The organism is Coriobacteriaceae bacterium, assembly GCA_025993015.1.
Classification (GTDB): Bacteria; Actinomycetota; Coriobacteriia; order Coriobacteriales; family Coriobacteriaceae; genus Collinsella.
Genome location: DAJPFV010000001.1, coordinates 635,571 through 661,297 on the forward strand (window position 1 = coordinate 635,571; position 25,727 = coordinate 661,297).

23 protein-coding genes are annotated in these 25,727 nt (G+C 60.4%); 9 read left to right on the forward strand and 14 right to left on the reverse strand.

What is annotated here, in order from left to right:
* Nucleotides 1–126 precede the first annotated feature (126 nt).
* Both OIL77_02775 and OIL77_02780 read left to right on the forward strand, forming a co-directional pair.
* On the forward strand, nucleotides 127–1,473 hold the full coding sequence (locus OIL77_02775) for an MATE family efflux transporter (protein ID HJI44346.1): 1,347 nt from the start codon (nucleotides 127–129) through the stop codon (nucleotides 1,471–1,473).
* A gap of 63 nt (nucleotides 1,474–1,536) precedes the next feature.
* Complete coding sequence (locus OIL77_02780) at nucleotides 1,537–2,373, forward strand: MerR family transcriptional regulator (GenBank protein ID HJI44347.1); 837 nt, start codon at nucleotides 1,537–1,539, stop codon at nucleotides 2,371–2,373.
* On the opposite strand, the gene OIL77_02785 is transcribed toward OIL77_02780, so the two are convergent.
* The 6 genes from OIL77_02785 to OIL77_02810 all read right to left on the reverse strand — a co-directional run bounded on the left by OIL77_02785 (nucleotide 2,365) and on the right by OIL77_02810 (nucleotide 9,896).
* Complete coding sequence (locus tag OIL77_02785; GenBank protein ID HJI44348.1) at nucleotides 2,365–2,544, reverse strand: hypothetical protein; 180 nt, start codon at nucleotides 2,542–2,544, stop codon at nucleotides 2,365–2,367. The two genes, OIL77_02780 and OIL77_02785, sit on opposite strands and share 9 nt — an antisense overlap.
* Nucleotides 2,544–4,772 carry an NAD-dependent DNA ligase LigA gene (gene ligA, locus OIL77_02790; GenBank protein ID HJI44349.1) on the reverse strand — a complete coding sequence of 743 codons (2,229 nt, stop codon included), beginning with the start codon at nucleotides 4,770–4,772 and terminating at the stop codon, nucleotides 2,544–2,546. The genes OIL77_02785 and ligA overlap by 1 nt, the downstream gene beginning before the upstream one ends.
* Nucleotides 4,773–5,018: 246 nt before the next feature.
* Nucleotides 5,019–6,479, reverse strand: coding sequence for a trypsin-like peptidase domain-containing protein (locus tag OIL77_02795; protein ID HJI44350.1), 1,461 nt, complete (start codon nucleotides 6,477–6,479; stop codon nucleotides 5,019–5,021).
* A gap of 208 nt (nucleotides 6,480–6,687) precedes the next feature.
* Nucleotides 6,688–7,350, reverse strand: coding sequence for a response regulator transcription factor (locus OIL77_02800; GenBank protein ID HJI44351.1), 663 nt, complete (start codon nucleotides 7,348–7,350; stop codon nucleotides 6,688–6,690).
* 50 nt (nucleotides 7,351–7,400) lie between these two features.
* Nucleotides 7,401–8,738, reverse strand: a complete 1,338-nt coding sequence (locus tag OIL77_02805) for a glutamine synthetase family protein (GenBank protein ID HJI44352.1) — start codon at nucleotides 8,736–8,738, stop codon at nucleotides 7,401–7,403.
* A 135-nt stretch (nucleotides 8,739–8,873) separates the two neighbouring features.
* Nucleotides 8,874–9,896, reverse strand: a complete 1,023-nt coding sequence (locus OIL77_02810; protein ID HJI44353.1) for a LacI family DNA-binding transcriptional regulator — start codon at nucleotides 9,894–9,896, stop codon at nucleotides 8,874–8,876.
* 232 nt (nucleotides 9,897–10,128) lie between these two features.
* On the opposite strand from OIL77_02810, the gene OIL77_02815 reads away from it, so the two are divergent.
* Nucleotides 10,129–11,163: a sugar kinase gene (locus tag OIL77_02815; protein ID HJI44354.1), complete on the forward strand. Its 1,035-nt coding sequence runs from the start codon at nucleotides 10,129–10,131 to the stop codon at nucleotides 11,161–11,163.
* 256 nt (nucleotides 11,164–11,419) lie between these two features.
* Nucleotides 11,420–12,061: a bifunctional 4-hydroxy-2-oxoglutarate aldolase/2-dehydro-3-deoxy-phosphogluconate aldolase gene (gene eda / locus OIL77_02820; GenBank protein ID HJI44355.1), complete on the forward strand. Its 642-nt coding sequence runs from the start codon at nucleotides 11,420–11,422 to the stop codon at nucleotides 12,059–12,061.
* A gap of 371 nt (nucleotides 12,062–12,432) precedes the next feature.
* Here eda and OIL77_02825 read toward each other — a convergent pair whose 3' ends face one another.
* Together OIL77_02825 and OIL77_02830 are read right to left on the reverse strand one after the other, a co-directional pair.
* Complete coding sequence (locus tag OIL77_02825; protein ID HJI44356.1) at nucleotides 12,433–13,125, reverse strand: GntR family transcriptional regulator; 693 nt, start codon at nucleotides 13,123–13,125, stop codon at nucleotides 12,433–12,435.
* Between the two features lie 153 nt (nucleotides 13,126–13,278).
* Nucleotides 13,279–13,713 (reverse strand): HIT family protein, encoded by a 435-nt coding sequence (locus tag OIL77_02830; GenBank protein ID HJI44357.1) that lies wholly within the window; start codon nucleotides 13,711–13,713, stop codon nucleotides 13,279–13,281.
* Between the two features lie 490 nt (nucleotides 13,714–14,203).
* On the opposite strand from OIL77_02830, the gene OIL77_02835 reads away from it, so the two are divergent.
* Complete coding sequence (locus OIL77_02835) at nucleotides 14,204–14,884, forward strand: DUF6198 family protein (GenBank protein HJI44358.1); 681 nt, start codon at nucleotides 14,204–14,206, stop codon at nucleotides 14,882–14,884.
* Between the two features lie 113 nt (nucleotides 14,885–14,997).
* The gene (locus OIL77_02840) at nucleotides 14,998–16,089 is read left to right on the forward strand and encodes an ATP-binding protein (GenBank protein HJI44359.1); all 1,092 of its coding nucleotides are present in this window, start codon (nucleotides 14,998–15,000) and stop codon (nucleotides 16,087–16,089) included.
* 79 nt (nucleotides 16,090–16,168) lie between these two features.
* Here the strand turns inward: OIL77_02840 and OIL77_02845 are convergent, their stop codons facing one another.
* Nucleotides 16,169–17,422 carry a putative DNA binding domain-containing protein gene (locus OIL77_02845; protein HJI44360.1) on the reverse strand — a complete coding sequence of 418 codons (1,254 nt, stop codon included), beginning with the start codon at nucleotides 17,420–17,422 and terminating at the stop codon, nucleotides 16,169–16,171.
* 243 nt (nucleotides 17,423–17,665) lie between these two features.
* Here OIL77_02845 and OIL77_02850 point away from each other — a divergent pair, with 243 nt between their 5' ends.
* From OIL77_02850 to OIL77_02860, 3 genes are all read left to right on the forward strand, one after another.
* Nucleotides 17,666–17,947 (forward strand): FCD domain-containing protein, encoded by a 282-nt coding sequence (locus tag OIL77_02850; protein ID HJI44361.1) that lies wholly within the window; start codon nucleotides 17,666–17,668, stop codon nucleotides 17,945–17,947.
* Between the two features lie 158 nt (nucleotides 17,948–18,105).
* On the forward strand, nucleotides 18,106–18,915 hold the full coding sequence (locus tag OIL77_02855) for a gluconate 5-dehydrogenase (GenBank protein HJI44362.1): 810 nt from the start codon (nucleotides 18,106–18,108) through the stop codon (nucleotides 18,913–18,915).
* 205 nt (nucleotides 18,916–19,120) lie between these two features.
* Nucleotides 19,121–19,762: an RpiB/LacA/LacB family sugar-phosphate isomerase gene (locus OIL77_02860; protein HJI44363.1), complete on the forward strand. Its 642-nt coding sequence runs from the start codon at nucleotides 19,121–19,123 to the stop codon at nucleotides 19,760–19,762.
* A 127-nt stretch (nucleotides 19,763–19,889) separates the two neighbouring features.
* Here OIL77_02860 and OIL77_02865 read toward each other — a convergent pair whose 3' ends face one another.
* The 5 genes from OIL77_02865 to kdpB all read right to left on the reverse strand — a co-directional run bounded on the left by OIL77_02865 (nucleotide 19,890) and on the right by kdpB (nucleotide 25,715).
* Nucleotides 19,890–20,255, reverse strand: a complete 366-nt coding sequence (locus OIL77_02865; protein HJI44364.1) for a DUF86 domain-containing protein — start codon at nucleotides 20,253–20,255, stop codon at nucleotides 19,890–19,892.
* Complete coding sequence (locus tag OIL77_02870) at nucleotides 20,242–20,730, reverse strand: type II toxin-antitoxin system RelB/DinJ family antitoxin (protein HJI44365.1); 489 nt, start codon at nucleotides 20,728–20,730, stop codon at nucleotides 20,242–20,244. The genes OIL77_02865 and OIL77_02870 overlap by 14 nt, the downstream gene beginning before the upstream one ends.
* A 129-nt stretch (nucleotides 20,731–20,859) precedes the next feature.
* A complete protein-coding gene (locus OIL77_02875; GenBank protein ID HJI44366.1) occupies nucleotides 20,860–22,809 on the reverse strand; it encodes an NAD(P)/FAD-dependent oxidoreductase in 1,950 nt (649 codons plus the stop codon).
* A 248-nt stretch (nucleotides 22,810–23,057) separates the two neighbouring features.
* Complete coding sequence (gene kdpC / locus OIL77_02880) at nucleotides 23,058–23,648, reverse strand: potassium-transporting ATPase subunit KdpC (protein HJI44367.1); 591 nt, start codon at nucleotides 23,646–23,648, stop codon at nucleotides 23,058–23,060.
* A gap of 12 nt (nucleotides 23,649–23,660) precedes the next feature.
* Complete coding sequence (gene kdpB / locus OIL77_02885; protein HJI44368.1) at nucleotides 23,661–25,715, reverse strand: potassium-transporting ATPase subunit KdpB; 2,055 nt, start codon at nucleotides 25,713–25,715, stop codon at nucleotides 23,661–23,663.
* Nucleotides 25,716–25,727 lie beyond the last annotated feature (12 nt).

The window sequence follows — 25,727 nt, forward strand, 5'->3', positions numbered from 1 at the left end:
ATTCAAATGGAAATGATTGTGGGCGAGAAATTTTCTCCCTACTGGCACATGAACCTTGACTCTACAATCGTTGTAGGGTTTTCACTACACTGGTACGTATAGAAACCCAGCCAGAAAGCCCCGCCCATGGAACACGACCTCACACGCGGCAATGTCCTCAAGACCATCGCGGTCTTTGCCCTGCCCTATATGCTCTCGTACTTTTTGCAGATGCTCTACGGCATGGCCGATCTGTACATGATGGGGCAGTTTAGCGGCGCCGCCGGCATCACCGCCGTGGGCAATGGTGCGCAGACGCTCTATATCATTACCGTGACGCTCGTGGGCCTGGCCATGGGCACGACGGTCATCGTCGGCCACGCCGTGGGCTCGCGCCGGTTTGACCGCGCCGAGACCGCCATCGGCAACACCATCACGCTCTTTATGGGTGTCTCGGTGGTGCTGGCCGCTATCCTGCTCGCACTGTGCCCGCAGATCGTGGCACTCATTGGCACGCCGCCCGAGGCAGTCGAAGGCACCGCCGCCTACCTGCGTATATGCTTTATGGGCATTCCCTTTATCGCCGCATACAACATTCTTTCGGCCATCTTTCGCGGGCTGGGCGATTCGCGCTCGCCTATGTACGTGATTGGCGTGGCGTGCATCATCAACATCGCACTCGACTTTCTATTTATCGGCCACATGGGGCTCGGCCCCGTGGGTGCGGCGCTCGGCACGGTAACCGCCCAGACGGCCAGCGTTGCCCTCGCGCTCGTGTGGCTCAAGAGCCGCCGTACGAACATCCACGTTAAGCGCAGCGACCTGCGCCCCCAGCCCGAGGTGCTCGGCAGCATTCTTAAGATCGGCGTGCCCGTGGCCGTGCAGGACGGCTGCATCCAGGTGGCGTTTATGTTTATCACCGTCATCGCCAACCATCGAGGGCTCGTCGACGCCGCCGCCGTGGGCCTGGTCGAGAAGATGATCAGCTTTTTGTTCATCGTCCCGAGCTCCATGGGTGCCACCGTCAGCGCACTCACGGCGCAAAATGCCGGCGCGGGCAAGGGCGATCGCGCGCGTCAGGTGCTCAAGGACGCCATGACGATCTCGGTGGTGTACGGCTGCCTGATCACGATACTGATGTGGCTGGTGGCACCGGCGTTTATCGGCTTTTTTGCCAAGGACGCCGCGGTGGTCGCGGCCGGTACCGGCTATATGCGCAGCTATATTTTCGACGCGATTTTTGCCGGCATCCACATTTGCTTTAGCGGCTTTTTCGCTGCATACGGCAAGAGCTACATCGGCTTTGCGCACAACGTGCTGGCCGTGGCGCTCATTCGCGTGCCGGGCGCGTGGCTACTGTCGAACGCCTATTCCGATACGTTGTTTCCCATGGGCATCGCTTCGCCGTGCGGATCGATTTTGTCGGCAGTCATCTGCGTGATTGCATTTACTGTGCTCAACCGGCGCGGAACTTTTGACAAGCTGGTGGCGTAGCGAGGCGACGCAGGCCTAGCGCCTCTCCCCTGTTTTACCGAAAGGAGCGGTCCTGTGACCGACATGCCAAGCGAACACACCGAGGGCCTGCTCCGCATTGGCGAGGTGGCGCGCCTGCTCAATTTGAGCGTGGGCACACTGCGCCATTACGAACAGATGGGGCTATTGGAGCCGGCATATGTCGATCCGGCGAGTGGGTACCGCTACTACGGATCGCGGCAGCTCTCCACGCTCAATACCATCGGCAACCTGCGCGTTCTCGACTTGCCGTTGGCGCAAATTCGCGAGTTTGTCACTACGCGCGATATGGATTTGATGCAACGGCAACTGACCAAGCAACAGGAGTTAATTGAGCACAAGCGGCGTGAGTTGGAGCGCATGTCGCGCAAGATTGACCAGCGGCTTGCCTTGCTTCGTGGCGCTTTGAATGCTGATCTCGACACCATTAGCGAAATCGAGGAACCCGAACTTCGCTGCGCCACGCTGCACGAGCGCGTCAATCCCACCGACGCCTATTCGCTGGGATGGCATATCCGCCAGCTTCAGCAGGGGCAGCACGAAACCTTTGCCTATCTGGGCAATCTGGGTGTGGGCATCGCGCCCGAACGCCTGGCAGCCGGCGACTTTGATGGCTACGACGAGGTCTTTCTGCTGCTCGATGACACCGATAATTACTTGGGCGACGTTGAGACGCGACCCGCCGCGCGCTGCCTGACCATAAGTTTCCGCGGCACGCACGGGCAAGCAGCCCCACGCTATGAGCAGCTGCTCAGCTATATGCGCGAACACAACCTGACGCCCGCCGGTCCATCGCGCGAGATCGCCCTGATCGACGACATCATCAGCGATGATCCGGCAACCTACGTGACGCAGATCACGGTGCCGGTCTCTCTAGGCTAGACCGAGCCTCGCCTCTAACTCGGTCAACGCCTCAAAGGCATCGCGAGATGCACCCGCCGCGCGCTCGCGCTCGGCAACGCAAATTCGCATCATTAAGCGCTCTTTTACCTGCACTTGGGAATGCCTCGCGCGCCCTTCCACCTGCGAGCAATTGCGATTCTCGATATCCATTACGCCTCCGGCACCTCACCAGTAGCTAAGATCTGCTCGAGCGCGTCCTCGTCCAGCACGGGCACACCCAGCTGCTCGGCCTTGGTGAGCTTGGAGCCCGCTTTGGGGCCGGCGACCAGATAGTTCGTCTTCTTCGACACGCTGCCCGAAACCTTGGCGCCGAGCACCTTGAGCGCCGCGCCCGCCTCGTCGCGCGTGCGGTTGACGAGCGTGCCGGTGAGCACGAAGGTCAGACCCGCAAGCGGCTGTGCGTCGGCGAGCTCGCCCGCCACGCCAGCTTCGGCCGCGGCTTGCGCATGAGCGGCGCCCAAGTCGACCTCGAGCGAAAGGCCCGCTTGGCGCAGACGTTCCAGCACGGCAAGGTTCTCGGGCACGGCCAGGAACTGCTTGACGCTCGCCGCAATCTTGGGACCGATGCCCTCGCACTCGGCGATATCCTCTTCGCTCGCCAAGATGAGCTTGTCAATCGACAGGAATCGCTCGGCGATAACCTCGCCCACACTCTTGCCCACATGGCGGATGCCCAGGGCAAACAGCACGCGACCGAGCGGCTGGCTCTTGGACTTGTTGAGCTCGGCGATGATTTTCTCGGCCGTCTTGAGGCCCACCGGAATGGGGTCGCCCTTCTTGACGCCCTTTTTGCTGTTGGAGCTGGCGTACACGCGGCCCGTGTCCAGGCCGGCGATGTCGTCGACCGTGAGCTGGTAGAAGTCCGCGACATCATGGATCAGACCGGCGGCGATCATCTTGTCGACGATCTCGTCGCCCAGGCCGTCGACGTCCATGCAGCCGCGACTCACCCAGTGGAGCAAGCGCTCCTTGAGCTGCGCGGGGCAGTCGATGGACACGCAGCGGTAGGCCACCTCGCCATCCTCGTGAACCACGGGGCTGCCGCACACGGGGCAGACCTCGGGCATGTGCCAGTCGACCGAATCGGCCGGGCGCTTGTCGAGCACCGGGCCCACAACCTCGGGAATCACGTCGCCCGCCTTGTGCACGATGATGGTGTCGCCCTCGCGCACGTTTTTGCGGCGGATCTCGTCGATGTTGTGCAGCGTGGCGCGCGCGATAGTGGAGCCGGCAACCGTCACCGGGTCGAACTCGGCGACCGGCGTGAGCACACCGGTGCGGCCCACCTGGATGCGAATCTCGCGCAGGACGGTCTGCTTTTCCTCGGGCGGGAACTTAAAGGCAATAGCCCAGCGCGGTGCGCGAGCGGTAAAGCCCAGGTCGAGCTGCTGCTGGAAGCTGTCGACCTTTACGACCACACCGTCGATGTCGTAATCCAGGTCACCGCGGTGCTCGAGCGCCTGGGCACAGAACTCGTGGACCTCGGCCGGCGTGGCGCAGCGTGCCACGTTGGGGTTGACGCTAAAGCCGGCGCTACGCAGCCAGTCCAGGAACTCGCGCTGGCTGTGGACGTGCAGCGGATCGGTATCGGCGATGGCGTAGATAAAGGTGGCCAGATCGCGGCGCGCCGTGACCTTGGGGTCCTTTTGGCGCAGGGATCCTGCAGCGGCGTTGCGCGGGTTGGCGAAGGGGTCGCGGCCCTCGGCATCGGCCTCGTCGTTCAGGCGCACAAAGCTGCCCTTGGGCATGTAGACCTCACCGCGCACTTCGATGGTACGCTCGCGGTCGGCGCCCATGTGGGCGAGCGCCGGCTCGGACAGATGCATGGGCACATCCTTGATGGTGCGCACGTTAAGCGACACGTCCTCGCCCGTGGTGCCGTCGCCGCGCGTCGCCGCGCGCACGAAGGTTCCGTTTTGGTAGGTAAGTGCGACGCCCAGGCCGTCGATCTTAAGCTCGCAGGTATAGGTGACGCTACCGGCACCGAGCGCATCCTCGGTACGCTGGAGCCACGCGTCGAGTTCGTCCAGATCCATGGCATCGTCCATGGAATACATGCGTGCCATATGCGTGACCGGCGTAAACTGCTCGCTCACGTAGCCGCCCACGCGCTGGGTATAGCTGTCGGGCGTCACCAGGTCGGGGTAGGTCGCCTCGATTTTCTGCAGCTCAACGAGCATTTTGTCAAAGACAGCGTCCGTAATCTCGGGTGCGTCGAGCATGTAGTAGCGGTACGCGTGGTAATCGAGCTCGTGGCGCAGCTCGGCCGCGCGCGCTGCCGCCTGGGCACGAACGTCGGTCGGTGCGGCGGCATCCGCGCTCGCGGGCGTTTCGGTATCGATGTCCACACCGTCACCAAACAGGCTCGATTGCTCCATAGCGGTACTCCTTCGCTCGATTTCAAACGGATACAAGAGTACCACCGGTCACGATGGGGCCGAATAGCGGTCTCAAACCGCACCGAATCGGCAGCCGTCAAACTGGAGTGGATCGCGCGTTCAAACCATGCCCTTGCCGTTTCTAAATGATCCGTTTCCCCGTCCCCAACGGATCAATAAGAAAAGAGGGACTGTCCCGCGTTGGCGGGACAGCCCCTCTGGCTTCGATATGTGCGATACAGCTCGTTAGAAACCCTGGCCGTAGCCCTGGCCCTGGCCCTGCTGGCCGAGCAGCTCCTCCAGGTACTGGCGCAGCTGCTCATCGGTAATACCGCCGTTGCCAGTGTCGGTTGCGCTGTCGTTCTGCTGCTGGTTCTGCAGTTCCTCGTCGGAGCCCAGCTCGACCGTGACCTTCTTCTCTTCCCTGCCGCGCATGAGCGTGATCTCGACCTTCTCGCCCACCTCGTGGCTGCGTAGTGCGATGATCAGGCCATCGGCGCTCGAAATCTCATCGTCGCCCAACTTGGTGATGACGTCGCCCTCCTGAATGCCGGCCTTGGCGGCAGGACCATCCTCAACAACGCTCGCCACATACGCGCCGCTATCGGTGCTCAACTTGTTGGTGCGGGCGTTAAGCGCATTGACGCTCGAAAGCGTAGCGCCCATGTACGGATGCACCGGCGTCTTGCCGTCGATGATCTGGTCGGCAATGTTCTTGGCGTAGTTAACGGGAATAGCAAAGCCCACGCCCGAGCTGGAGCCCGAGTAGCTCTCGATGAGCGAGTTGATACCCACGAGCTCGCCGTTGTCGTTAACGAGCGCGCCGCCGGAGTTGCCCGGGTTGATGGCGGCATCGGTCTGGATCATGTTGGCATAGATGGTGTTACCGTTGGTAGAGCTCATGGCCGTGGAGCGATACAGCGCCGAGACGATACCGGTGGAGACAGACTGCTCGTTGCCGAACGGCGAGCCAATCGCCATGACCCACTCGCCCACGTTGAGCTTGGAGGAATCACCGATCTCAATCGGCGTGAGCTTGGAGGCGTCGGCGTCCTTGAGCTTGATAACGGCCAGGTCACTCGAGGCATCGTTGCCCACGAACTCGGCCTCGTAGGTGGTGCCGTCGTCCATGGTCACCACGTACTGGTCGTAACCATCGACCACGTGGTTGTTGGTGAGGATGTGGCCCTCGGTATCGAGCACCACGCCCGAGCCGACGCTGCCCGAGTTGTCCGACTCGTCGGCAGACTGCGAAAGCGAGCCATTCTGGCCGCCGCTCGAAGTGGCGGTAATGGAAACCACGGAGGGCAGGGCCTTGGCAGAAACGGCCTCGGCCAGCGTGGTGTCCTCGGAATCAATCGTAATCTTTTGCGTCGACGAACCCGAAGCGCCCGCCGTCACGGCATTCTTGCCGCCGCCAATGTTGAGTGTGCCACTCATAATGAGCGCGATGACCAGTAGGGCGCCGCAGGCGCAGCCGGCAAGCGCTGTAATAAAGATCGGCAGCTTTTTGGTCTTGGTCTTGACCACCGTGTGCTTGTTTACGACCTGCTGGCTGCCAAGCGGCTTTCCGGTCTGCGTGTCGTAGGCCTGCACGTAAGGAATGTTGCTGTCGGCAGGCGTCGATTCCACCTGCACACGCGGCTGCTGTTGGGTCTCGCCGGCGTTGCCCGCATCCTGGGGACGCTGGGAATCGTACTCGCTCATAGCTGCGATCCTTTCGTCAAATAACCAAAGGCCCGCCAAACATGTGGCGGGCCGTCATTGTTCACGTTGAGTTGTACCCCAATATGCGGGCGTACGTGTATGAGAACGCAATCTTTTAGGAAGGCTTAAGTTCTGTTGCAGATTCGAGAGGAACCCGCACCTGCGGCAAAACCACTACAAAGGTGCCTGTCCCCTTTGTGGTGGAAATCTAGTCCTTAAACAGATAGCCCACGCCGCGGACGGTGGTGATGTGTGCCGCGATCTGCGGGCCCACCTTGGAGCGGATGCGTCGAATGTGTACGTCGACGGTGCGCGTGCCGCCGCAGTACTCAAAGCCCCACACGCGGTGCAGCAGCACCTCGCGGCTGTAGGCGCGGTTGGAGTGCGTGGCCAAAAAGCTCAGCAGCGAGTACTCCATCAGCGTCAGGTCGATGGGCTCGTTATCGAGCGTCACCTGGTAGGTAGCCAGGTTGATCTCGAGGTTATCGATGTTGAGCACATCGTCGGCGGTGACAGTCTCCTCCTCGCCCATGAGGCGCTGCGCACGAGCCTTGAGCTCGTTGGGCGTCGCCGTGGGACATACGAAGTCGGCATGCGCGTGATTCGGCAGGCGCAGGGTGCCGAGTGCCTCGTCGTCGACGATCACCAACATGGGAACGCCGCCACGATCGTCGAGCCACTTGGCAATCTGATCGATACGGTCGCTGCGGATGCCGTCGGAATCGAGAATCAGCAGGTCAAAGTCGTGCGCCGCAGTCGGCGAATCGGGGGTGGCAAGGCTCACCTCGACACCCAGGGTGGTCGTCAGGCTGCGGGCAAACTCGTGGAAGCGCGTCGTGCGCGCCATGAACAGGGCACTCTTTTCGGACATATCGGCCTCCAAAGAAATGAGCTCAATCGTACTGGGACAAGCCAGCGCGATTAGGAGTTCGCCAGATAGTGCTTGATCTCCCACTCGGTGATCGTAGACTCGAACTTATGCCACTCGTCGCGCTTCTTTTTGAGGAAGAAGCTGTGGATGTGCTCGCCGAGGGCATCCTTCATAAACTGCGAGTCCTCGAACACGTCGAGCGCCTCTTTGAGCGAGCGCGGCAGCGGCGCGTAGCCGGCCTCGACCATCTGACGGTCGGTAAGCTTGAGCGTCTCGGCCGTGGCCTCGGGCGGGAGCTCCAGCTTGCGCTCGATGCCATCCAGACCAGCCGCCAGCGTAACGGCGTTGACCAGGTACGGATTGGCCATGGGATCGGGACTGCGCAGCTCGATGCGCGTGGACAGCTGCTTGCCGGGCTTGTAGACCGGAATGCGGACCATGCTCGCGCGGTTGCGCAGGCCCCACGTGGCGTACTGCGGCACGGAGTCGCCACCCGTGGTGATGCGCTTGTACGAGTTGACCGTGGGGTTGGTGATGGCGCTGATCTCGCGCGCGTGCGCCAAGATGCCGGCCATGTAGTGCTTGGCGATATCGGAGAGGTGGTACTTCTCGTCGTCCTCGCCCCAAAAGACGTTGTTGCCGTCATGGTCGAACAGCGACTGGCACAGGAACATGGCACTGCCGTCCTCGCCCGCCAACGGCTTGGGCATAAAGGAGGCGTGGCAACCGCTCTCGTAGGCCTGTTGCTTAATGATGAGTTTGGCCGTGGTGATGGCGTCGGACATGCTCAGGGCCTCGGCGTGACGCAGGCTCATGCCATGCTGTGAGCGGCCGGCGGCGTGGAAGGTGTACTCCACGGGCACGGACATCTTCTCGAGCGTGAGAACCGTGTTGCGACGCAGGTCGCGGGCGGCATCGCTCACCGAAAGAACGAAGTAGCCCACGTTGTCGAGCGGCTCGGGGGTGTGCTCGTCGGGGAAGTAGTAATACTCCAGCTCGGCACCCACGTTGAGCAGATAGCCAGCCTTCTCGGCCTTGCGGAACATGCGGCGCAGGGCATCGCGCGGGTCGCCGGCAAATGGCTTGCGATCGGGAGTGCACACGTCGCAGAACACGCGTGCGACGCCGTTGTGGCTCGGGCGCCACGGCAGGATCTGGAAGGTCGAAGCGTCTGGGAACGCCAGCATGTCGGCTTCCTCGGGCGTGGCAAAACCCTCGATGGCGGAGCCGTCAAAGCCAATACCCTCCTCAAAAGCGACCTCGAGGTCCTCGGGGCTAATGGCAAAGTTCTTGAGGCGACCGAGAATGTCGACAAACCACAGACGCACAAAGCGGATGTCACGCTGCTCTACAGAGCGGAGTACGTAATCGATGTTCTGCTGGTTCATGTCGCTCCCCTTTCTTTCGGGCGGGTTTCGACTGTTCTATATCGCAGATACTATCGCAGAAAAATGTTTCCGCAGGGTTAAAGCGTGTCCGGCGCTCAAAAAACGTGCGCGAGCAGGCGAGTGCTGGTCGGTGGCCTAGCGCGAAGTGGAGGCTCGGGACTCGATGTGGCCGGGGATCTCGATGTGCTTGGGCGCGAGCCTTGCGGCCTCGCCCACCGTGGTGGCGACGATGTCGATGCGCTCGGACAGGCGCTCGACCACGCGCTCGGCAATCGCCAGGGTGTCCTGCGCGGCCGTGGTCACGCCGCCAAAGAGCACGTGGTTCCAGGGATAGTCGTCGAACGTCGCGATCTTAAGACCCACCGGCAGCGAGGGGCCAAGCTGGGCCAGCGCCTCGGTCAGGCGCAAGAAGACCAAGCCGTTTACGGCGATAAGGCCGAGCTTTTTACCCGCATAATCGCGAATGGCCTCGTCCAGACGGCTGATGCCCTCAGCGCCGCCGTCGGCCAGCGTGACGACCTCGCCGGCAAGACCGCGACGCGAGAGCTCATCGGTAAAGGCCTCGGCACGCTCGCGACGGACGGGGCTGTCGTCGCTTGCCTCGGTGAGCAGGCACAGGCGCTCACTGCCAGCCGCGGTGAGCTCGTCCACCAGCCCGGCGACCAGCTCGCGGTTGTTAGACGTCACCAGATCGATGCCGCCGTCCTCGATGTCGCGGTCGAGGAGGACAACCGGCAGGCGTCCCGCAGCCGCGGCGATCGCCCCGTCGTTGCCGCCGCAGGTGTTGACGACCAGGCCGTCCACACCCGCATCGATAAGTCTGGTAAGCGATTCGGCCTCCTTGGCGGGGTCGTTGCCGCTAATGGCCGTCATGAGCGAGCAGCCGCGTGCGGCGGCGCTGGCGGAAAGGCCCTCGAGCATGGCGCTCGAGAACGGGTTGGCGATGTCGGCCAGAATCACGCCGATGAGGTTGGTGCGCGAGCTGCGCAGGTTGCGCGCGGCGGCACGGGGACGATAGCCCGTGCGCTCGATGACCTCGGCGATGCGGGCGCGAGTCTCCTCGGTCATCTGCCCAGGGCGGTTGTTGAGGTAGCGCGAAACGGTGGCCGGGCTCACGCCCGCCTCGGCGGCAATGTCCTTGATTCTCATATGCGCCATAGCGCCCCTCGTTTCCTATTTGTCGGCAATCTTAGCCATTTAAGCATTTTTTAAAAATCTCGCTTGCAAAACGCTGTAGGTGAGTATACTACAACTCGAAACGAAACCGATTTCGTAAACCGATTTCGGTAAGCGTTGGCGCGGAGGTGCAAAGACGCACCCTACCGTCTTGGCACCTCCGTGCCAACGCCATATCAAAGGTGTACGCACAGACAAAAGGAGCTACGCGACCATGGGTAAAACGGTTCTTACCTTCGGCGAGATCATGATGAGGCTCTCGCCCAAAGATCACCTGCGTATTGAGCAGGCCACCGAGTTCGACGTCCGCTACGGCGGCGCCGAGGCAAACACCGCGCTTTCCCTGGCCTATCAGGGCGACAAGGCCGCTTACGTTTCCGTCGTTCCGGCCAACCGCCTGGGCGAGTGCGCTCTTCGCTCGCTGAAGGTCTACGACGTCGACACCACGCGCGTCGTGCGTCAGGGCGACCGTCTTGGCTCCTATGTGTTTGAGGTCGGTGCCTCGCAGCGCGGCAACGGCTGCGTCTACGACCGCAAGTACTCCGCCATCAACATGGCCAAGCGTGACGTCTTTGACTGGGACGAGATCCTCAAGGGCATCGACGTCTTCTACTTCTCTGGCGTGACGCCCGCCGTCTCCGACGAGATGGCTGCCGCCTGCAAGGACGCTCTCACCGCCTGCCGTGCCAAGGGCATCACCACCGTGTGCGACGTTAACTACCGCGGCAAGATGTGGTCTCCCGAGAAGTCGCAGGCAACCATGAAGGAGCTTCTGCCGCTCGTTGACATCTGCATCGCCAACGACGAGGACGCACCTGCCGGCCTCGGCATGACCTGCGTCTCCGGCTCCCTTGCCCACGGCATCGAGGAGCGCGACACCTACGTCGAGATGGCCCGTCAGATCTGCGCCGAGTACGGCTGCAAGAAGGTCGCCTCGGTCGTCCGCAACATCTCCTGCGTCGAGCGCTCCATCTGGATGGGCATGCTCTATGACGCCGAGAGCGGCGAGCACTGGTTCTCCCCTGCTCACGATGTGCACGTACTCGAGGGCGTTGCTGCCGGCGACGCTTTTAACGCCGGCCTCGTCCATGCCCTCATCAACGACTTCGACCCGCAGGACGCCGTCAACTACGCCATCGCGGCCTCGATCCTCAAGCTCACCATCAAGGGCGATTCCAACCTGGTGACCTCCGACGAGATCGCCGCCGTGGCCAACGCCGCCGACGGTGGCACCCGCGTCGCCCGTTAATTCGTTCCCCATTCCGCGGGTTGCAGTTTCCCATACCCATACCCCTGCAGCCCGCTCCCCGCTTTCCCCGGCCAGGTAGAACCACTTAGTCCCATTCCGGCTCCGCCTGGCATTTCCTTCACGACTGGCCTCGTAGCCGGTTCCGAAATTGCTTGTGACCCAAGCAGTGCCTCCGATAACCAATCCGGAACCGGCCCATGGCCAATCTTCTTTAGCAATTACGCGCACTCGCGCACCGCACATCGAAAGGAACATCATGTTCGATCAGTTCTACACCACGCTTGAGTCCCTGGGCATCGTGCCGGTCGTCGTGCTCGACAAGGTCGAGGACGCCGCTCCGCTCGCCCACGCCCTGATGGCCGCCGGCATGAAGTCCGCCGAGGTCACCTTCCGCACCGCTTGCGCTGCCGAGTGCATCGCCGCTATGGCCGAGGACGAGCCCGAGATGTGCGTGGGCGCCGGCACCGTCCTGACTGTCGAGCAGGTTGAGCAGGCCCGTGCCGCCGGTGCCAAGTTCATCGTCTCCCCGGGTTACAACGAGGACGTCGTCAAGCACTGCATCGATATCGACCTGCCTGTGCTGCCCGGTACCGTGACCCCCTCCGAGGTCACCGCTGCCGTCAACCTGGGCCTCAAGGTCACCAAGTTCTTCCCCGCTGCCCAGTACGGCGGCCTCAACACCATCAAGGCCCTCGCCGCGCCGTTTGTCGGTCACCGCTTTATGCCCACCGGCGGCGTGAGCACCGCAAACGTCGAGGAGTACCTGAGCTCCTCCGCCATCATCGCCTGCGGCGGCACCTGGATGGTCAAGCCGGCCCTGTTCGCCGACGGCGACTTCTCCAAGGTCGAGCAAATCGCTCGCGAGGCCATGGATGTCGTCAAGAAGGTCCGCGCCTAATCCAGCTCTCTATCGTGGAGGGCGCGACCTAGACCGCGCCCTCTTTTTTTGAAGCGGCTCGGAAGCGTGCCGTTTCCGTCACGGACAAGAACCGAAACCGTCTTGTATGCTGATAGAACGTGACGGAAGCGACACGCCCCCGAGCCGCTTTTTCCTCTGCTGAATCTTTGTCACAACATAATCCAGAGCACCAAAACAAATGCGGTGCCGTCTGGAGGAATCGACCCCTTGCTTCCGGTCTGTTCCTCCAAACGGCACCGCATTTATATGCCTCGGTCACGCCCCAACGTAGTTGCGATGAAATAGGGACTGTTTGCGCCGCCTGGGCCGCGAGACAATCCCTATTTCACCGCAACGTATGAGGGGATAGATTAGATGGACGAGTCTTTGGGCAGCTCAAAGTAATCGGGATGCAAGGCGATAACTGGGCCCTGCTCTTCGGGCATCAGATGCAGGTGAGTCTCTGCCAGATAGCTCGCTGTATCAGTGTCGCCCTCCTTAATGGCCTCAAGAATTCGACGATGCTGCCGACGAATCGGCTCCCAATCCAGATCCTGCGACACCGCGCGCAGCCAGTTATATCGCTCAAAATGCGTGTTGATGCTCTTCATCCAATCCCACAGCATGTGGCGACCGGCAATCTCAAAGCACGTCTCGTGGAACAGGTTGTCCAGGTCAAAGAAGCGACGCGTCTCGCTGTGGTCGAGCGACTCGGACTCGGCGAGAATCTGCTCAAGCTGGCGCTTTTGATCAGGCGTGGCGGCCGAGCAGCATTTGATCAGCACGCTTCTCTCGAGCTTCTCGCGCAAAAAGCAGGCGTTCTCGGCACGCTCCATGCTGATCTTTGAGACATAGGTGCCGCTCTTGGGGCGCGTTTCCACCAGCTCTTGCTCGCGCAGGCGCACAAAGGACTCGCGGATGGGTGTACGCCCGATCCCCGTCTCCTTTTCCAGACCAATCGCCGAAAGGCGTGTACCGGGCTTGAGCTCGGCATAGATGATCTTGGAGCGCAATGCGTTGTACGCCTGATCTTGCAGACTCTGATAATGCTGGTGCTGTTCCATAAAGCCCTCGGATAAGTCCTCGGTTAGTCGAATACCAACACGTAATACTATCGCAACGCCGCGCCCCATAAGTTGCGGTGAAATACGGACTATTGGAGCCAGCTAAGCCGCTAAACAGTCCGTATTTCACCGCAACTTATGGGGGACGAAGTTTTACAGGTTGTCGATGATTGCCTGGGCGATTTCGTCGTACTGAGCCGGCTCGAGCGTGACGCGACCGGGGTTCATGGCAAACACGTCGCCAAACTCAAACGGGTCGCTCTTGTACTTGGGGACGATATGCACATGCAGGTGATGCATGGTGTCGCCGTAGGCACCAAAGTTGATCTTGTCGGGGTTGAACGCCTTGTGCAGCGCGGCGGCGACGTGGCGGACATCGGCCATAAAGGCGGCAGCGTCCTCCTCGGACATGCAGGAAATGTCATCGACGTGCTGCTTGGAGGCCACGATCACGCGGCCCTTGTGGCTCTGCTCCTTAAACAAGATGAGCTTGCTGGCGGGCAGGCCGAGCATGGGGATGCCAAAGGCATCGACGAGCGTGTTATCGGTCCCGCACATGCAGTACGAGCAATCGGTGTGCTGTTCCATGGTGATCCTTTCGATCCGGGTGAAGGCGTTCGCCGCAATGCGACCGGCGGGCGCGACCAAGCTGCCCGGCAATCTACGACGAACGTACAATGCACTCTCTAACCGTTGCGAAATCGGTTTCGAGTATGTCCTTGTCATAATACAGCCAACGAGTTGTTGCGATTAGGTGAACGTTCACCTTTTTATTATTTTTCTCTTTGCAAATAGAATCCCGTGCGTATACTAAGGCTCAAACGAAACCGATTTCGTTAAGCGTGGGCAATAGGATGCTAAGACGCACCCTACCATCTTGGCATCCTATTGCCCACGCTATGTCATTTGCTTTCCTCCCGTCTCGTTGGCCCTTCAGTCCCATTCCGGCACAGCGAGACATTTCCTAGACGACTGACCGTGGGGCCGGCTTTTCTGCTTTTACAGCAGTGCCTCCGATAACCCTCTTTTGCCGGCCCAGGTCAGCCTTTTCTTCACAACCGAAAGGACGGGTAGCAGCATGCGACCGCTCATCATTATGAATGGCGAGAAGATCGATTGGTGCCATACCGTCATCAGGATGTTGATGTATTTAGCAGGCGTCGCGACGCTCGCCCTCGGCATGAGCATCCAGACTGCGTCGGGCCTAGGCGTGGCAGCGCTTACCTGTTTTGCCACGACGCTGTCCATGCTCACCGGCAAGACGCTCGGCTTTTGGATTACCGCGACCTATGTCGCCTACATTGCCGCACAGGCAGCCATCTTGCGCCGCGAGTTTCAGCCGCGCATTTTGCTCGAGCTCTTTTTCTCAACGCTGATCGGCGGCTTTACCGATTTCTTTATGAACGTTAACCCTCTGCACCCCACCGCGCTGCCGGCACAGGTCGTAACCATGCTGCTCTCGCTTGCCATCACCGCGTTTGGCGTAAGCCTCGTCGTCAATATGGGCGTCGTTCCCAACGCACCCGACGGCTTGGTACAGGTCATTGCCGAAAAGCTCAAATGCCGCTTTGGCGATGTGAAGGTCGTATTCGATTGCTCGCACGTCGCCGCCTCGCTCGCGCTGTCGCTGGTCTTTATGCACAACCTGGGCGGCTTTGGCGTCACGACCGCCATCTCGGCACTGTTCCTGGGCCATGTCATCAACGTCGCCAATAAGCTCTTCGCCCAGCGCTTTATCCGCGCGGCCTTTGGAAAATAGCGCCACCGCAAGAACCCGCGAGCAGCGCTATACGTTGCTATATCTCACTATACTTTGCTATATCTTGCTATACTTTGCTATATCTTGCTATATTTTGAGCAAAGGTGGCTCGCATGCAAACAAACCCTTTTAAGCCCACGGCAGGCAAAACACCTCCCACAATTATCGGCCGCGAAGATGTCCTCGAGGAATTCAATGAAGGCCTCGTCAACGGTCCTGGCGCCCCGGGGCGCCTTATGCGCATAGCCGGCGTCCGCGGAACGGGCAAGACGGTCCTCCTTGACGAGTGCTCACGTTTGGCGCAAAGCCGTGGCTGGACGGTCATAAAAGAAGTCGCAACCGAAGGACTTTGTCAGCGCATTCTCGAGCAGCTGCAGCCCAAATTCCAGGCCAAACACGCCAGATTTGAGCCCACCGTAGCTGGCATATCCATCGGCAGCATAGACATTGAGCGAATCGGTCCATCGCTGCGCGACGCCATGAGGCAGGCTATATCCAAGAATGGAAATGGCCTGCTCATCACCCTCGACGAGGTTCAAGACGCAGAGCTCGATGAGGTCCGAACGCTCTCCATTGCGATTCAACAGGTTATCGGCGAAGACCTTGATATCGCCTTTGTTTTTGCGGGGCTGCCTTCGATGATAGAAAGTGTCATCAACGGAAAGACACTTACGTTTTTGCGCCGCGCCCTCCCCTTTGATCTGAAGGCTGTGGCAGTAACCGAAGTGTCGTACTCCCTCGAAGAAACCATTGAAGCGTCTGGCATGGAGCTGCAACCAGGTATTGCCGGCCAACTTGCCGAGGCAACGCAAGGCTACCCCTTTATGATTCAGCTCGTTGGATATTACGCATGGCAACTGGCACGACGCGCCCATACAACTGTAATTGGAGAGGAAGAGGCAAAGCGAGGCATCGCAACAGCACGCGAACGCTTCTGCGCAATGGTGATTGAGCCCGCGCTGCAGCGCATTCCGCCCACGTGCATCGCTTATCTGCTGAGCATGGCGTCCTTAGGGCAGACGAGCTCGACCAGCATGGTTGCCGATGACTTAAACAAGACACCTCAACAGGTAAGTTCCATCCGCAGTCGTCTGCTGAGAGAGTCGATCATTGAGGCGCCCTCGTACGGCAAGGTCTCATTTGCCATCCCCTACATGCGCGACTACCTCAACGAACACAAAGCCGAACTGGAAGCTGAACTGTAGAGGCGCCAATATCCCAGAGGACAGCAGGCCCCAAGCCGGTGTAGGCTTGGGGCCTGTTTTGTAGCTTTGCTCTTTTGAGCTATGCGCGCTCGTATTTCGTGGCGCGTCCTGTCCCCCGCCTTACGATCGAGTTTCGGTTGAGCAAAGATTCAAGCGCCGTCAACGTGCGCGTGCGGCTCAATCCTGTCTGTTGCTCAATCTCGCCCCGCGACAGTATTCGTCCGCCTGACAAAGCCTTGAGAACCTGGACCTCTTCCTCAGACCCTTCAAAGGCATCGATAACGGGCAATGTGACGGCCACCATGCCGCCGCGAACATCAAATACCGGCTGGCTCAAAGAATCTCGATACGCACGCCTGATTCGCGCGATTCCCGTACCAAATTTCTCGATGTAATCCAGCTTTAGAAAGACCTCAGCGACAATTGGGTTTCTGAGCACGGATATCTGCCCATACAGGTATTGTTCCGTCGTCAAACCGGCGGGCAGCGGTCCGGGTGAAGTCACAACGACGCGATCGTCGTACAGGGCAATTTGAACGTTCGCCCGAACGTCCCATGTCCGATGCACCAAAGCGTTTGCGACAGCTTCGCGGAACGCCTCAAGAGGAATTCGATCGGTTTGGACGCGTTCCATCCCCTCGATACGTTCATAACGGTAGTAGCGTGCAAACATAGCAACCGCCCTGTCCACCTGCTCAATTGCGGATAGACCTGTCGCCGTCTCGCGATCCAAGATCACATCCTCGGTATCGCCAAAACGGACGCAGTCAATGCCCGGAAAATCATTCTTATCCGCCAAAATCGCCGCGGCATTGGTATAGCCATCCTTGCCGAGCAAGCGGAGCGTACGCATGATATCCGGCGTTAGCTCGGAAATGCCGAGGTGTTCAACACACTTATGCTCAAGCGTGTGAAAACTCAAGTCCTGGCGAGCCGACGCGAGCGCGTCGAACGTTACGTTGCTGCCTTCGAGCGTCAGCCTGCCATACTCAAACCGGTCGACCTCCACCGTCGCCGAATCGTTTCGTCTGTAGGCCTTTCCCTTGCTTCGATAGGGTTTGTCCTGGCCCTCATAAACCGTAAGGATTACGGTCCCGTGTTTCTCATCGGGCTCAAGCGAGTAACGGGGCGCGGGATCCAAGCTGTCATTAATCATATTTTCGATGCGCAGACATTCAGCAACCGGATCTGCAAGACCGACGGCAATACCCTCGTCATTAACGCCAAACTCAATCTTGCCCGTCCCGTAGTTTGCATAGGCGCTCACCGTTTTAAGAAACGTCGGCGTAACGCTTTCCTTGTATTCGACTGTAGGGCCCTCTCTAACAACCATATGCATAACCCCTTCGTTTCGTACTTTTCACGACCGTATTATAAGACGAAAACCGTTTGCGTACGGATTTAAGCCAGACGTAAACGGTTTTCGTCTTGATTTGCGTCCTGATTTAAGACGCAAATTGCGCTTTCGTACGGCTAAATGCCAGACGCAAATCGTTTTCGTCCGTCAATACGTCCGCAATCCAGACGAAAAAGCCCCGAGCTCGTATGAACTCGGGGCTTTTTGTGCCGCGCATCTATGAGAGGAGAAATTCGATGCGTACGGGCGCTACTCCATGTAGTCACCCTGAATGGCGGCAACCTCGTCGTTCCCCGCCTGATGGGCGTGCTCAAGGCATCCGTTCCCCTCTTTATCGACGTTACGGGCAAAAAGCTCGTCGAGGAGACCATCCGCACGCACCGCGGCGTGGCCGACGCCATCGAGGCGCGCAACCCCACCGCCGCGCACGACGCCATGTATCTGCACCTGGTCTACAACCGCAACATGATCGCGGAAGGCGCGATGGCGAAAAGCGAGTAAGGGCATCGCGACAACCGATTTCAACCGTTCACCTTTTAAAAGTGAACGTTCACCTATTTTTAGGAGAATAGGGGCGTCAATTCCTCCGCTTCTCCTATACTGAGCTTGTATTAAAAGCAAGACTTATATAGATGAACGTTTCTTTTGAAAGGATCGCTATGTCTGATCTTATGGACAGCTTCCGCCTGGATGGCAAGGTCGCACTCGTGACCGGCGCCACCTACGGCATTGGCATGGCCATTGCCGAGGCGCTCGGCGAGGCCGGCGCCAAGATCGCCTTTAACGCCCGCCACGCCGACAAGGTCGCCGAGGCCGAGAAGCACTACCGCGAGCTGGGCTTTGAGGCTCACGGCTACGTGGCCGATGTCACTGACGAGGCCGTCGTCGCCGAGCTCGTCGCCAAGATCGAGGCCGATTTTGGCACCACGCCCGACATCCTGGTCAACAATGCAGGTGTTATCCAGCGCACCCCCATGCTCGACATGAGCGCCGAGGACTTCCGCCGTGTCGTCGACATCGACCTCAATGCGCCGTTTATCGTGTCCAAGGCCTGCCTGCCCGGTATGATCGCCAAAGGCCACGGCAAGATCATCAACATCTGCTCCATGATGAGCGAGCTCGGCCGCGAGACCATCGCCGGCTATGCCGCCGCCAAGGGCGGACTCAAGATGCTCACCAAGAACATCTGCTCTGAGTTTGGCGAGGCCAATATCCAGTGCAACGGCATTGGGCCCGGCTACATCGCCACCCCGCAGACCGCACCGCTGCGCGAGACGCAGCCCGATGGCAGCCGTCACCCGTTTGACCAGTTCATCATTGCCAAGACGCCGGCCGCCCGTTGGGGCACGCCCGAGGATCTGAAGGGCCCCGCCGTGTTCTTGGCTTCCGATGCATCGAACTTCGTCAACGGCCACATCCTCTACGTCGACGGCGGCATCCTCGCCTACATCGGCAAGCAGCCGCAATAAGGAAACTGGGCGAGGCGGTCGGCAGTTAAGTCTGCTGCTCGGACAGTCCTGCGCAAGACGGAAAGCACATTAAGTGCTTTCCTTTGCGTGCGGAACTCGCGACAGACTTAACTGCCGACCGCCCGCACAGCTCATCGCGGGTCGGTTTTGCCGCCGCCCGCATGCAGAAACAAAAAAGAAACATTTGGTTGAAAGGTTAACTCCCATGAAAATCGCTCTCATCAACGAGAACTCCCAGAACTCCAAGAACCCCATGATCGAGGCTGCCCTTAAGAAGGTCGTCGAGCCCATGGGCCACACCGTCTTTAACTACGGTATGTATGCCGATGCCGACTCCAAGCCGCTCACCTACGTTCAGAACGGCATCCTTGCCGCCGTGCTGCTCAACTCCGGCGCTGCCGACTATGTCGTGACCGGCTGCGGCACCGGCGAGGGCGCCATGCTCGCCTGCAACTCCTTCCCCGGTGTGCTCTGCGGCCATGTCGCCGACCCGCTGGATGCCTACACCTTCGCCCAGGTCAACGACGGTAACGCCGTCGCCATGCCCTTCGCCCTCAAGAACGGCTGGGGCCAGGAGCTCAACCTCGAGTACACCTTCGAGAAGCTCTTTGGCTTCGGTTCCGGCAACGGCTATCCTGCCGAGCGTGTTGAGCCCGAGCAGCGCAACAAGAAGATCCTCGACGGCGTCCGCGCTGTGACCATGCGTCCGCTCGTCGACGTCCTGGGCGAGATCGACCAGGATCTGGTCAAGGGCGCCCTGGCTGGCGAGCACTTCCAGGAGTACTTCTTCGCCAACGCCACCGACGAGGCAATCATCGCCAAGGTCAAGGAGCTCCTGGGGCTCTAATCGCACGACCCATCGCAGCGAACGCAAGCGGCGGCCGCCCCAACACGGGACGGCCGCCGCTTTTTGCTATCAAATGGTGCAATGGGGTCAGGTTATCTCACACCATGTTGGCTCAAAGAGAGCAAGATTAGGATTCCTCGATAATCTGTCGGCATGCCGCTGCAAGAGCGGGAAACTCTGATGTCACCGCGTCCCAAACCACGGCGCGATCGACGTTGCCGTAATCATGGGCAAGATAGTTACGCATCCCCACTATACCGCGCCACTCAATCTCGGGATGTAGTCGCTGCGCCTTCTCGGACAGCTTACCCGCCTCCTCCGTCACCCTGAGGGCACACATAAGGAGAGAATCGGCGAGTGTCCTGGCCTTGATGTCATCCGCATGGAGGAACTCGTCTTCCGTCACACCGAACGCTTTGATTCTCTCGGTCGTCTCATCAATCGCCTCGAGAATCTCCTGGGCGCGCAACGCATCTGATTTACGGGCGAACATACAGCACCACACCCTCCCTCTCGATGGCATGCGCAATGTCTTCTCGCAAGTGTTCGCTCGAAACGACGTCGACCTGCTTGCCTGTTGCCTCTTTGATCTCCTCCGCGAACGAGGAAAGAGCGAATAACCCAAATGTCGCATCGGAATCGACCTCTATACGCAGGTCGATATCGCTATCGGTATTTGCGTCACGTCGAGCATACGAGCCGAACAACGTGACCGACCGAATCGCCTTTCGAGTACCCGCCGCGCGAGCAACGGCATCCCTGATTTCAGCAACGGTCAAAACGTCGGTCTTCGCCTCGTCCCGTTTGACTGAAAGAGAAGGGGTAAATGGAAGCGACCGCTCCCGCAGCATCTGACGCATGAACATGTTGACCGCCACGGAAGACGTCATGCCGAGCTCCTCGCAGAGCTCGGCAAACGATTCCTTAATTGATGCATCAACACGGACGCTCAAAACTGAAGCACTCATCTTAGCCTCCTGTATGACAGTAGCTATACAATATCATACAGAGAAGCAAGATGACTGGTGCAATGGGATCAGGTTTGTATGCACCAGATTGGTGCAAAGTAACCTGACCCCCATGCACCAAGGGGTTGACTAGAGTTCGCAGGCAACCTTGTAGCCATCGCCGATGGCATCGCGGATGTTGCCGCACTTGTTGGCATCGCCCAGCACGTGGGTGGCAACGCCGGCAGCGGCAAGGTCGTCGGCCAGCTTGGTATTGGGACGATAACCCATGGCAAGCACCAGCGTATCGGCATCGGCGATGGTGTGGATCTCGCCATCCTTCTCATAGCTGATGGCATCCTCGGTAATCTCGGTCACCTTGGCCTCGGTCAGCACGTGGACGCCCTTGGAGAGCATGCGCGTGATGAGCACCGCGCGACCGGCGCCACCTTCGTTGGCGGCGAGCGTCTTGGTCATCTCGATGACGGTGACGTCGCGGTTTGCCGGCGACAGGTCGTTGACCAGCGGAGCCAGATAGTCGGCCGTCTCGCAGCCGACGGTGCCGCCGCCCACGATGACGATCTTCTTGCCCGGGAAGGCATTGCCGCCCAGCAGGTCGTCAGCCGTCATGACCTGCTTAAAGCCCTGCATAAAGGCCGGAGCGATAGGCTCGGCGCCATAGGCCAGGACAACCTCATACCCGGCGTAGTCGCGCTGAATGTCCTCGGCAGTAAGCTCGGTGCCAAATACGCACTTCACGCCGGCCTCGGCCAGGCGACGATACTGATACTTGATCACGCGGGTGAGTTCCTGCTTTGCCGGCGGAACGGCTGCGATACGCATCTCGCCGCCCGGCTCGTCCTGCTTATCCACGAGCACCACGTTGTGACCGCGCTTGGCGGCAATGAACGCCGCCTCCATGCCCGCGGGACCGGCGCCCACAACCAGTACGTTCTTGGCCTCGGCGGCAGGCTCGTAGCCGGCCTCGTCGCGCTCCACGTCCGGGTTGACGGTGCAGGAGATGCGCTTGCCGAACATAATGCCGTTCAGGCAGCGCAGGCAGCCAATGCAGGGACGGATATCATCGGCGTTACCGGCAGCGGCCTTATTGCAGAACTCGGCATCGCACAGATTGGCGCGGCCCATCATGCAGATGTCGGCAGCGCCGTCCTCGATCAGCTCCTCGGCAATCCATGCCTCGTTAATGCGGCCGACGGTAGCGACGGGAATGTTCACGTGCTTCTTAATCTCACGCGAGCAAGCGGCGTGCGAGGCCTGCTGCGTGCCAGCGGCGGGAATCGCAGAGCCGCGCTTGATGGTGGTGCCGCCCGATACATGAATCATGTCGACGCCGACCTTCTCCAGGCGACGCGAGACGTAGATCATGTCGTTGAGGGTCAGGCCGCCATCGGTGTACTCATCGCCCGAGATGCGGACGTCGATGATAAAGTCCTTGCCGCAGCGCTCGCGAATCTCGGCGATAACCTCGAGCAGGAAGCGCATGCGAGCATCGAGCGAGCCGCCGTACTCGTCGGTACGCTTGTTGTAGAGCGGGGTCAAGAAACCGCCGAGCATGCCGTGGGCGTGCGCCGCATGGACTTCGACGCCGTCGACGCCAGCCTTCTGCATACGCACGGCAGCGTCGCCAAACTGATGCGTGAGCTCGTGGATTTCATCGACCGTGATAGGACGCGGCGCCTCGCGGGCATAGGACGGGCCCACAAAGGACGGAGCGATCAGGCGCGGCGTGCCCGGAATGTTAAAGGCCATGTAGGCGGGGTGGAAGAGCTGCGGCATGATCTTGCAGCCGTACTCGTGGACGGCTGCGGCGAGCTTTTCCCAGCCGGGGATAAACGTGTCGTCGTAGCAGCACATGTCACCCGGCAGATAGGTATAGGTGGGCTCGACCGTCACGACCTCGGTGATGATGAGGCCCACACCACCCTTGGCGCGGGCGCGGTAGTGGTCGACCAAGTCGTCGGTCACATAGCCATGATCGGCCAGGTTCGTGGATACCGGCGGCATAAAGACGCGGTTCTTGACCTCGGTCGTACCGACCTTGATCGGGCTAAAGAGCATCGGGTAGGCGGATGACTCCATACAGGCTTCCTTTCGTTTGAGCCGCTCGGCGGCAGTTGCTAACGTACCTATCGTATCAGTATCCGCCGCATTCGCACTCGCTCGCACTCCCCACCTTCAATCCCGACCCTCACAAAAAAGTTGCGGTGGAATACGGAGTAGATGAGGCTTTTGACAGGCAAAACAGTCCGTATTTCACCGCAACTGATGGGCGGAGTGGAATTGAGGGCTCAGGTAGTCAGTCATGCCCTCATCCGCCACTCCCTCACCTACAGCGCGCCGTCCAGCATAAGGTTCACCTTGAGCACGTTGACCGTGGGCTCGCCGAAGACGCCCAGGAATCGGCCCTTGGTGCACCGGGCGATGATCTCGCGCACCTCGCCTTCGCTCTTGCCCGTGGCCTTGGCAAGGCGCGGGACCTGGTACTCGGCGGCATCCGGAGAGATCTCCGGGTCGAGGCCGGACCCCGAACACGTCACCAGGTCGACGGGCACAGCGTCCATATCGGCATCGGGGTTGGCGGCGCGGATCTTCTTCACGCGCGCATCCACAAGCTGCCGATACTCATCACTCGCCGGGGACAAATTGGACGGGGCACCATACGCCATGAGCCCGCCATCTTCGCCTTCGACAATTGACACGTTCTGGATACGACCCCACATGTGGGCTTCGTCATCGAAGTTCTGGCCGATGAGCTCGGAACCCACAACCTTGCCGTCGACCGTAATGAGCGAACCGTTCGCCTGATACGGGAACGCAACCTGGGAGATGCCGGTCACGACGAGCGTATAGCCCAGGCCGCAGACAACGGTAAACAGCGCGAACACGCCCAGTGCGCGCGATGCAACACCTTTGAACATACAAACCTCCACTTACATAATGCCGCAGAACGCGAGCAGCATGTCGATGAGCTTGATGAATACGAACGGGGCAACGATGCCGCCCAGACCCCACACGAGCAGGTTGTGGGTCAGCAGCTGTCCGGACGGGACCTCGCGGTACTTAACGCCCTTCAGCGCGGCCGGGATCAGCGCGACGATAACGAGCGCGTTATAGATGATGGCCGAAAGAACCGCGGACAGCGGGCTTGCCAGACCAAGGATGTTGAGCGCGCCAAGGCCCGGGTAGATCGGCGAAAACAGGGCCGGGATGATAGCGAAGTACTTCGCCATGTCGTTGGCCACCGAGAAGGTCGTGAGCGAACCGCGGGTCATGAGCAGCTGCTTGCCGATACGCACGACCTCGATGAGCTTGGTAGGGCTGGAGTCGAGGTCGACCATGTTGCCGGCCTCCTTGGCAGCCTGGGTGCCCGTGTTCATGGCCACGGCGACGTCGGCCTGGGCCAGAGCGGGCGCGTCGTTGGTGCCGTCACCGGTCATGGCGACCAGGTGCCCCTCACGCTGGAACTCGCGGATCTTCTCGAGCTTGCCTTCAGGGGTGGCCTCGGCCAGGAAGTCGTCAACGCCGGCCTCGGCGGCGATTGCCGCGGCGGTGAGCGGGTTGTCGCCCGTCACCATTATGGTCTTGATACCCATGCGGCGCAGGTCGGCGAACTTCTCCTTAACGCCGGACTTGATGATGTCCTTAAGGTACACAACGCCCAGCACACGGCAGTTCTTGGTCACGACCAGCGGGGTGCCGCCGGCCTTGGCGATGCGCTCGACGGCCTCGTCGCACTCCTGGGAGAACACGCCGCCGGCTGCCTCCACATAAGTGCGCACGGAATCGGCAGCGCCCTTGCGGATCTCATTGCCCTCGTAGTTCACGCCGGACATACGCGTTGCCGCGGTGAACGGGATGAACTCCATACCCTTATCCTCGAGCGTGCGACCGCGCAGACCGAACTGCTCCTTGGCGAGCACGACGATGGAACGACCCTCGGGGGTCTCGTCGGCCAGCGAGGAAAGCTGGGCGGCATCGGCCAGCTCCGCGGGATCGACGCCATCGACCGGGATGAACTCGGCGGCTTGGCGGTTACCCAGGGTGATGGTGCCGGTCTTGTCGAGCATGAGGATGTCGACGTCGCCGGCGGCCTCGATGGCGCGGCCGGACATGGCCAGCACGTTGGCCTCGTTCAGACGGCTCATGCCGGCGATGCCGATGGCGGAAAGAAGGGCGCCGATGGTAGTAGGAGCCAGGCACACGAGCAGCGCCACGAGCGTGGTCACGGCCGTGGGGTTGTCCATGTCGTTAAGACCGACCGAGAAGCAGGAGTAACAATACAGGGCCAGCGTGACCAGGATAAAGACGATGGAGAGGGCCACCAGGAAGATCTCCAGAGCGATCTCGTTAGGGGTCTTCTTGCGCGCGGCACCCTCGACCATCGCGATCATCTTGTCCAGGAAGCTCTGGCCGGGCTCACTGGAGATCTTGACGATGATCCAGTCGGACAGCACCGTGGTACCGCCGGTAACGGCAGAGCGGTCGCCGCCGGCCTCGCGGACCACGGGGGCGGACTCGCCGGTGATGGCGGACTCGTCAACGGAGGCAGCGCCCTCGATGACGTCGCCGTCGCCGGGAATCTGCTCGCCGGCGCGTACGATCACCAGGTCGCCGCGCGTGAGCTCGGTGCCGGGAACGACGGTGAAGTGCTCCTTGTCCTCAACGGACTCGATGCGATGGGCCTCGACATCCTTCTTGGCCGCACGCAGGGAATCGGCCTGGGCCTTACCGCGGCCCTCGGCAAGCGCCTCGGCGAAGTTCGAGAACAGGTCGGTAAGCCACAGGATGACCGCGATGGCGACCACATAGTAGGTGGGCACACCCGCGTCCTGCACACCGAAAATGGAAGCGACGGCCAGGACGGAGGTCATGACGGCGGAAAGCCACACCAGGAACATGACCGGGTTTTGAATCTGGACGCGAGGATCCAGCTTGGCAAACGAGTCGCGGACCGCGCGGCCCATCATGTCTTTTTGCATAGTCATAAATCTGCGCCC

Coding starts and splice junctions, on each gene's coding strand:
- OIL77_02855 (HJI44362.1), top strand. CDS start 18,106: ATGTCTGATCTTATGGACAGCTTCCGCCTGGATGGCAAGGTCGCACTC.
- ligA (HJI44349.1), bottom strand. CDS start 4,772: ATGGAGCAATCGAGCCTGTTTGGTGACGGTGTGGACATCGATACCGAA.
- OIL77_02835 (HJI44358.1), top strand. CDS start 14,204: ATGCGACCGCTCATCATTATGAATGGCGAGAAGATCGATTGGTGCCAT.
- OIL77_02845 (HJI44360.1), bottom strand. CDS start 17,422: ATGGTTGTTAGAGAGGGCCCTACAGTCGAATACAAGGAAAGCGTTACG.
- OIL77_02785 (HJI44348.1), bottom strand. CDS start 2,544: ATGGATATCGAGAATCGCAATTGCTCGCAGGTGGAAGGGCGCGCGAGG.
- OIL77_02780 (HJI44347.1), top strand. CDS start 1,537: ATGCCAAGCGAACACACCGAGGGCCTGCTCCGCATTGGCGAGGTGGCG.
- OIL77_02775 (HJI44346.1), top strand. CDS start 127: ATGGAACACGACCTCACACGCGGCAATGTCCTCAAGACCATCGCGGTC.
- OIL77_02825 (HJI44356.1), bottom strand. CDS start 13,125: ATGGAACAGCACCAGCATTATCAGAGTCTGCAAGATCAGGCGTACAAC.
- OIL77_02870 (HJI44365.1), bottom strand. CDS start 20,730: ATGAGTGCTTCAGTTTTGAGCGTCCGTGTTGATGCATCAATTAAGGAA.
- kdpB (HJI44368.1), bottom strand. CDS start 25,715: ATGACTATGCAAAAAGACATGATGGGCCGCGCGGTCCGCGACTCGTTT.
- OIL77_02850 (HJI44361.1), top strand. CDS start 17,666: ATGAGAGGAGAAATTCGATGCGTACGGGCGCTACTCCATGTAGTCACC.
- eda (HJI44355.1), top strand. CDS start 11,420: ATGTTCGATCAGTTCTACACCACGCTTGAGTCCCTGGGCATCGTGCCG.
- OIL77_02810 (HJI44353.1), bottom strand. CDS start 9,896: ATGGCGCATATGAGAATCAAGGACATTGCCGCCGAGGCGGGCGTGAGC.
- OIL77_02815 (HJI44354.1), top strand. CDS start 10,129: ATGGGTAAAACGGTTCTTACCTTCGGCGAGATCATGATGAGGCTCTCG.
- kdpC (HJI44367.1), bottom strand. CDS start 23,648: ATGTTCAAAGGTGTTGCATCGCGCGCACTGGGCGTGTTCGCGCTGTTT.
- OIL77_02805 (HJI44352.1), bottom strand. CDS start 8,738: ATGAACCAGCAGAACATCGATTACGTACTCCGCTCTGTAGAGCAGCGT.
- OIL77_02860 (HJI44363.1), top strand. CDS start 19,121: ATGAAAATCGCTCTCATCAACGAGAACTCCCAGAACTCCAAGAACCCC.
- OIL77_02875 (HJI44366.1), bottom strand. CDS start 22,809: ATGGAGTCATCCGCCTACCCGATGCTCTTTAGCCCGATCAAGGTCGGT.
- OIL77_02795 (HJI44350.1), bottom strand. CDS start 6,479: ATGAGCGAGTACGATTCCCAGCGTCCCCAGGATGCGGGCAACGCCGGC.
- OIL77_02800 (HJI44351.1), bottom strand. CDS start 7,350: ATGTCCGAAAAGAGTGCCCTGTTCATGGCGCGCACGACGCGCTTCCAC.
- OIL77_02865 (HJI44364.1), bottom strand. CDS start 20,255: ATGTTCGCCCGTAAATCAGATGCGTTGCGCGCCCAGGAGATTCTCGAG.
- OIL77_02840 (HJI44359.1), top strand. CDS start 14,998: ATGCAAACAAACCCTTTTAAGCCCACGGCAGGCAAAACACCTCCCACA.
- OIL77_02830 (HJI44357.1), bottom strand. CDS start 13,713: ATGGAACAGCACACCGATTGCTCGTACTGCATGTGCGGGACCGATAAC.